Raw genomic sequence first — 6,115 nt, 5'->3', positions numbered from 1 at the left:
CCGGGACCGGTGCTGACGGGTCCCCGTGGCCCCGAAGGGGCGCTGCCGGGACCGGTGCTGACGGGTCCCCGTGACCCTGAAGAGGCGCTGCCGGGACCGGTGCTGACGGGTCCCCGTGACCCTGAAGAGGCGCTGCCGGGACCGGTGCTGACGGGTCCCCGTGGTCCTGAAGGGGTGCTGCCGGGGCCGGTGCTGGCAGGTCGTCGTGGCTCTGAAGGGGCGTTGCCGGGGGTGGTGCTGTCGTTGTGCGGGTGGCTCGGTGGGGGAGGCCGGTGGCGCCGTCTCTGCGGGTGAAGGCGTCCCAGTCGGGGGAGGCGGGGGGCTGTTGTGGGGTCTCCTCGTCGGTGGCCGCCCAGCTCAGGACCGCGCCGCAGGCGTCGCAGAAGGACTGGCCCGGTTCGGCGACCGTGCCGCACTCCGTGCAGTTCCGGTTGGTCGTCATCGCTGCGGGGTCCTTTCGGCGGACGCGGTCACCTGGACCGAGTAGGGCATGTGAGCGGGGCGGGCGGCGGCCACGAGGTGTTCCAGGCGGACCTCGTCGGCCGGGGTGGGGGCGGGGAGCGTGAGGTGGACGTGGAGGTGGGGGCGCGGGGTGCCGGGGAAGGGGCCGAGCGGGCGGGCGCTCCAGTCGGCGCCGCCGCTCTCCGTGATCTCCGGGGCCACGCCGAACGCCAGCCGGACCGTCTCGGACAGGCCCCAGCGGGTGCCCCGGATGCGGTGCAGGTAGGCGGCCGCGGCCACGGCGGCGCGGAGCAGGGGCTCCGGTTCCGTGCCGTCGATCTCGGCGCCGACCCAGGTACCGAGCCACTCCGCGAAGTCCAGCGGGGCCAGCGCCGGGTCGAAGTAGCTGGGCAGGCAGTCGAGGACGTTCGGGATCGGGGCGATCACGTCGTCCAGGCCGGCGACGAAGCGCAGCGCCAGGTCGTCGTCGGCGAAGACCGCGGGGAGCATCGCGCCGATCGGGACGGAGGAGCCGAGACCGTCGATGGATCCTCTCAACGGAGGCCTCCGGTCGGGTTGTCGAGGGTCATTCGCCGATCACCCGCACCCGGTGGTCGTAGGAGAAGACCAGGGACGGGGCGTCCAGGTCGATGCGGTCGGTCGGGTCGCCGCGCTTGCCGGTGAGCGGGTCGGCGGGGTGCAGGACGACCTCGTCGACGAGTTCGATGCCGGGGACGCGTTGCAGCACCGCGAAGATCTCACCGGACTGCACCGGGCGCCCGAACGGCCAGCCCTTGCCGTCCGCGCCGCCGGTCAGCGGGTCCAGGTGGCGGTAGAGGGCGTCGTGGGCCTGGCGGCGGACCCGGTCGACGTCCACACCGCGGAAGGCGTGCACGGTGGCGACGACCGTGACGCCCTGGTAGAAGGGCGGGCCGACCGCCAGCCGGGTGCCGATCAGCCGGCGTTCGTCCAGGTAGCCGGTGATGCGGTCCAGCAGGGTGTCGCCGGGCACGAGTTGCTCGAAGCGGAGGCGGCCGCCCGGGTCGGAGACCGCCTGCGGCACCACCAGGACCCGTACCGCGTACGAGCCGTGCTCGCCCTCCTCGCCCTCCAGACAGGTGATCCGGGCCGTCTCGGGTGCGGCGCGGCGGGCCAGTTCCTCGTAGTCGCGCAGGGTCACCGCCCGCTCCTGGGCGCGCAGCGTGATGGGGGCGCGCACCTTCGCCTCGGCGACCGTCTCGCCGTCGACCCCGCCGCGCGCGGCCTCCCGGTTGACGACCTCGGCGACGTACGGGATGGAGGAGCGCAGGATCTGTACGGCTCCCCGGGCCACGTTGCCGTCCCGGCCGCCACCGGTGCGGTAGCGGCGGGCCCGGATGACCGCGCCCTTCGGGGCCACCGCGCCGTACTGGCGCAGCGAGCCGTCGGGTTCGCGGACCGCGGGGCCGAAGGCGATCTCGCCGGTGGTCGCGTCGAGGGTGAGGTGCCGGTCGTACGGCCCGGAGGCCGCGAAGTGCGGGACGACCTGCCAGTCCACCCAGCCGCCCTCGCCGTCGTGCTCGGCCGTCTGGAGGAGGAGCGGCGGGCTGTCACCGACGACGGGGGCGTGGGCGAGCCTGAGGCGCTGGCCGGGCAGGCCGGTGGACTCGCCGAGCGCCTCGTCCTCGACGGTCTCCGCGTGGACGGCGGCCGTGGTGCCGCCCACCGTGCAGGCCTCGACGAACCGGACCGTCGGGGAGGTGCTGTAGAAGGGCTGGTCGGCGTGCGGCTCGGTGACCCGGCAGCGCAGCCAGCTGGCCTCCAGGCCGCCGTTGCGGGAGAGCACGTGACCGCCGGGGACGTGCAGCACGACCTCGCCGGGGCGGTTGAGGCCGCCGGTGCCGTCCCGGTCGACCTCGCACTCCCGCCAGCCGTCCTCCGTCCACGCCTCCCACACCAGCGGGGGCTGGCGCGGGTCCACGCCGACACCGTCGACCCGGCTGTCCAGGTCCAGGGCCACCGCGCAGTGCGGGACGGCGGCGGAGAGACCGAGCAGCATGCAGTCACCGGGGTTCGGGGACTCCGTGAAGCACAGCAGGTCCTTGCCCTCGGCGAGCTCGTGGGTGAGGTCGACGACGGCCGAGCCCTCCTGCTGCCGCAGCAGGTGCCGCAGCTCGCTCGGCACGATGGTCAGTTCGCGCTCGGTCGCGAAGACCACCGCCTCCTGCGTCTCGGTACGGCGGGTCGCCACCTCGGTGCCGACCGGCACCGGGACCGGCTCCTCCTGGGCGGCCGACAGCCAGAACGTCACGTCCGTGCGGGCGGCGGAGGGCGGGAACAGCGTGATGCCGACCAGGTCCAGGAAGGCGAGGTGGTTCTTCTCCGGGACCCGGTTGAGGCGGTACACGATCTGGTCGGCCATGTGCGCGACCGTCTCCACCAGCGTGATGCCGGGGTCGGAGACGTTGTGGTCGGTCCACTCCGGGGCGCGCTGCTGGATGTAGCGCTTGGCGTCGTCGACGAACTGCTGGAAGCGGCGGTCGTCGAGGTTCGGGGAGGGCAGGGCCATCGGGATCAGCGGTCGCTTTCGGAGGAGTCCGGGGAGGCGGGGGGCAGGTCCGGCTCGTCGTGGGAGGGGATGACGTAGAAGGGGAAGACCAGGCTGCGCGGGTTGTTGGTGCCGCGGATCGAGTAGCGGACGTCGATCATGAGCACGCTCGGGTCGGCGCCGGTGGTGACCTCGACGTCCTCGACCTCGATCCGCGGCTCCCAGCGGTCGAGGCTGGCGTGCACCTCGTGCTGGATGCGGCCGGCGGTCTGCTCGTTGACGGGGGCGAAGACGAGGTCGTGGATGGCGCAGCCGAACTCCGGCCGCATCGGGCGCTCGCCCGGGGCCGTGGAGAGGATGAGGCGGATGGCCTCCTCCACCTCCTTCTCGCCGCTGACGAGGGCGATGCCGCCGGTGGGCCCGATCCGCAGCGGGAACGACCAGCCGGAGCCGACGAACTGCTCTGCCATCAGCCCCGCACCCGCCCCTCCGGGAGGACCTCGCGCCCGCTCATGCCGGGATCACCATCACCGTCAGGCCGCCCATCATCAGGTTGCCCAGCACCGGCACCTCCGGGGCCTGGATCCCGACCGTGGTGAAGGAGCTGATCGCGACGGCGGCGTTGCCGCGCAGCGACAGGGCGGCGTTCGCCATCACGTTCACGGCGGCGGCGTTCACGGAGACCGCGCCCGCGGGGGACTTGATGTCGACGAGTTCCGCGCTCTGCAGGGACAGCGGCCCTCCGCTCCTGATGCTGAGCGCGCCCGCCGCCTTCAGCGACAGGTTGGCGCCCGCCTCCACCGACACCGACCTGCTGCCCTTGATGGAGACGCTGCCCTTGCTGTCCACGGTGATCTCGGTCTTCTGCCGGTCCAGGAAGACGGTGAGCTTGTCGTCGCCGCTGGCCAGCCGGACGCCCTGTTTGCGGCCCCGCTGGTCGAGCAGGTCCATGCGGTTGCCGACCCGGTCGGAGACGGTGTGCCGGGTGGCCCGGCCGCGCATGCCGTCGTGCAGCGGCACGTCCTTGACCCGGGTCGGCTTGTCCTTGCCGTTGTAGAGGCCGCCGATGACGTACGCGTGGTCGAGGGCGCCCCGGTCGAAGGCGACGAGCACCTCGTCCCCCACGTCCATCGGGAAGACCCCGCCGCCGCGCACCCCGCCCCACTGCATGGTCCGGGTCCAGTCGCTGACGTAGGTGTCGTCCAGCCACGGGAACTTGAGCTTCACCCTGCCCTGCTGGAGCGGGTCCTGCACGTCGGTGACGAGGGCCTGCGCCACGCTGAGCTGCCGGTCGCCGCCGGCGTCCCCGCCACCGCCGGAGGCCACGCCGTAGAGCGACCGCCACTGCCGGCCGCTGACGGTCACCCAGGTCTCGTAGTGCTTGGCGTCGCCGAAGACATGCCGTACCGAGGTGACCGTGTACTTCCCCTCGAAGGGGTCCCCGACGTCCGCGAGCGCCACCGGAACCCCCGGCCGCAGCTTCGGGTTGCCCCGCACGACCACCTCCACCTCGGCGAACGTCGAGGTGACGTCGTCGGAGAGGGCGTCGGCCGCGTACTTCACCTCGGTCTGCTTGTCGTACGGCGTACGCGTCTCGACCAGCTTCGACGTCTTGAACTCGCCGGCCGCCGCGCCCGGGGTGGTGCCGATGCTGTAGCCGGTGTTGTCGGCGGGGGTCACGGTCGCCGTGAGCGTCTTCTTCGTCCGTACGTCCCAGCCCCGTGACTCGACCTTGTTCACCTGGTCGGAGGCGGTGACCGCGGTGCGCAGCCGCAGGATGTCGTGCCCGGCCTCCAGGACGAACGGGCTCTTGTCGCCGTCGGTCTGCGGCGAGGGCGCCCCGGAGGCGCTCTTCGGCTTCACGAACTGGAACTTGCCGTCCGCGTCCACCGACATGACCATCTCGTTCTCGTCGGCGAGCCGGGACAGGAAGTCCCAGTCGGTGACGTTCGACTGGCTGATGAACTCGTAGACGGTCTTGGTGGCCTGGATCCGCCCGATCGGCACGCCGTCCTGCGCGGCCAGCTTGCGGGCGATGTCCGAGGCGGTCTGGTTGCGGTACGCGACGACGCGGCGCTGCCGCATCAGCCGGAACCCGTAGTCGTACCCCCGGACCACCGCGTAGCTTCCGGTGCCGTCGTACTCGGCCTCCATCCCGGTGACCTCACCGGTGAGCAGCGGGTCGCCGGTGCCCTGGCCGTCGGAGACCGGCGTGATCACCACCGGCGTGCCGAACTGGACGCCCAGTTTGCCCAGCAGCTTGCGGGCGGGGTCGCGGAAGGTCAGCTGGAAGGCGGCGGGCACCCCGACGCCCTGGTCCACGTGGGCGTCGACGAGATACCGCCCGTACTCCGAGGTGGCGGTCAGCTCCTTGCCGCCGATGACGACCTTGACGACGTTCGAGAAGGCGTGCTTCACCATCAGGACCGCACCTCCTCGGCGGCAGGCAGCACCAGTTGGGTCCCCGTCGGCAGCCACCCGGGATCGTCGATGTCGTTGGCTTCCGCGATCGCCCGCCAGGCGTTCGCGTTGCCGTACTCGCGCCAGGCCAGCGACTGCAGCGAGTCCCCGGCGACGACCCGGTGCACGCGCTGCGCGGTGAGCGCGCCGGACGTCGGGTTCTGTCCGGCGGTCTTGCTCGGGATCTCGTGCAGCTGGAGCCGGCAGCTGGCCCGGATCGGCATCCCGCTCGTCCCGAAGAGGGAATAGGAGACGTCGGCCGAGGCGACGTACGCCGTGAAGTTGGCCGTCGAGAACGAGCCCCACTGGAAGACCACCCAGGGCGGCGACGGCTGCTTGGCGGCGATGCTCTTGCTGGTGACCTCGCAGCAGGCCAGCAGCGACTCCACCTTCTTCATCACGTCGTTGCTGTCCGGGTCGTCGGACCGGTCCAGGAAGATCTCCACGCTCATCTCGCGCGGGTGGGTGCCGAGGAACTCCGGCAGCGCGCCGTCCCGTTCGATCGGCGCCGCCGACGACTTCCAGTCCGCCCGGCGGGCGATCGACAGCTGCGCCGGGTTGAACTCGAAGCCGAACGTCTTGATGATGCCGCCCGGGCTGGTGCTGGTGCCCACGGGCGGCTCGTGAATCGCGAGGGTGGCCCGCACGAGGCTCTTGCCGGCGCCCCGGCTGCTCCTGGCCATGATC

At 72.3% G+C, this 6,115-nt stretch carries 5 protein-coding genes and 1 pseudogene; all 6 read right to left on the bottom strand.

Features of this window, described 5'->3' with window-relative positions:
- Positions 1-352: 352 nt before the first annotated feature.
- A pseudogene (locus JF597_RS32295) lies at positions 353-442 on the bottom strand (zinc-ribbon domain-containing protein); the annotation flags it as partial.
- Entirely contained in the window at positions 439-999 is a 561-nt protein-coding gene (locus JF597_RS32290; protein ID WP_294003404.1) for a phage tail protein, read from the bottom strand. The pseudogene JF597_RS32295 and the gene JF597_RS32290, both read right to left, overlap by 4 nt.
- Before the next feature lie 28 nt (positions 1,000-1,027).
- Entirely contained in the window at positions 1,028-2,989 is a 1,962-nt protein-coding gene (locus JF597_RS32285; protein ID WP_294003401.1) for a putative baseplate assembly protein, read from the bottom strand.
- A gap of 5 nt (positions 2,990-2,994) precedes the next feature.
- Positions 2,995-3,438, bottom strand: a complete 444-nt coding sequence (locus JF597_RS32280; RefSeq protein WP_181806072.1) for a GPW/gp25 family protein — start codon at positions 3,436-3,438, stop codon at positions 2,995-2,997.
- Between the two features lie 40 nt (positions 3,439-3,478).
- Positions 3,479-5,389: a VgrG-related protein gene (locus JF597_RS32275; RefSeq protein WP_294003397.1), complete on the bottom strand. Its 1,911-nt coding sequence runs from the start codon at positions 5,387-5,389 to the stop codon at positions 3,479-3,481.
- Positions 5,389-6,111 (bottom strand): LysM peptidoglycan-binding domain-containing protein, encoded by a 723-nt coding sequence (locus tag JF597_RS32270; RefSeq protein WP_294003395.1) that lies wholly within the window; start codon positions 6,109-6,111, stop codon positions 5,389-5,391. The genes JF597_RS32275 and JF597_RS32270 overlap by 1 nt, the downstream gene beginning before the upstream one ends.
- Positions 6,112-6,115 lie beyond the last annotated feature (4 nt).

It is taken from the genome of Streptomyces sp. (assembly GCF_019510245.1).
GTDB lineage: Bacteria > Actinomycetota > Actinomycetes > Streptomycetales > Streptomycetaceae > Streptomyces.
This window is presented reverse-complemented; position numbering and strand designations above follow the sequence as displayed.

What these genes read in the sequence shown, in the direction of transcription:
- JF597_RS32285 (WP_294003401.1), bottom strand. Translation starts at nt 2,989, where the DNA reads ATGGCCCTGCCCTCCCCGAACCTCGACGACCGCCGCTTCCAGCAGTTC.
- JF597_RS32280 (WP_181806072.1), bottom strand. Translation starts at nt 3,438, where the DNA reads ATGGCAGAGCAGTTCGTCGGCTCCGGCTGGTCGTTCCCGCTGCGGATC.
- JF597_RS32275 (WP_294003397.1), bottom strand. Translation starts at nt 5,389, where the DNA reads ATGGTGAAGCACGCCTTCTCGAACGTCGTCAAGGTCGTCATCGGCGGC.
- JF597_RS32270 (WP_294003395.1), bottom strand. Translation starts at nt 6,111, where the DNA reads ATGGCCAGGAGCAGCCGGGGCGCCGGCAAGAGCCTCGTGCGGGCCACC.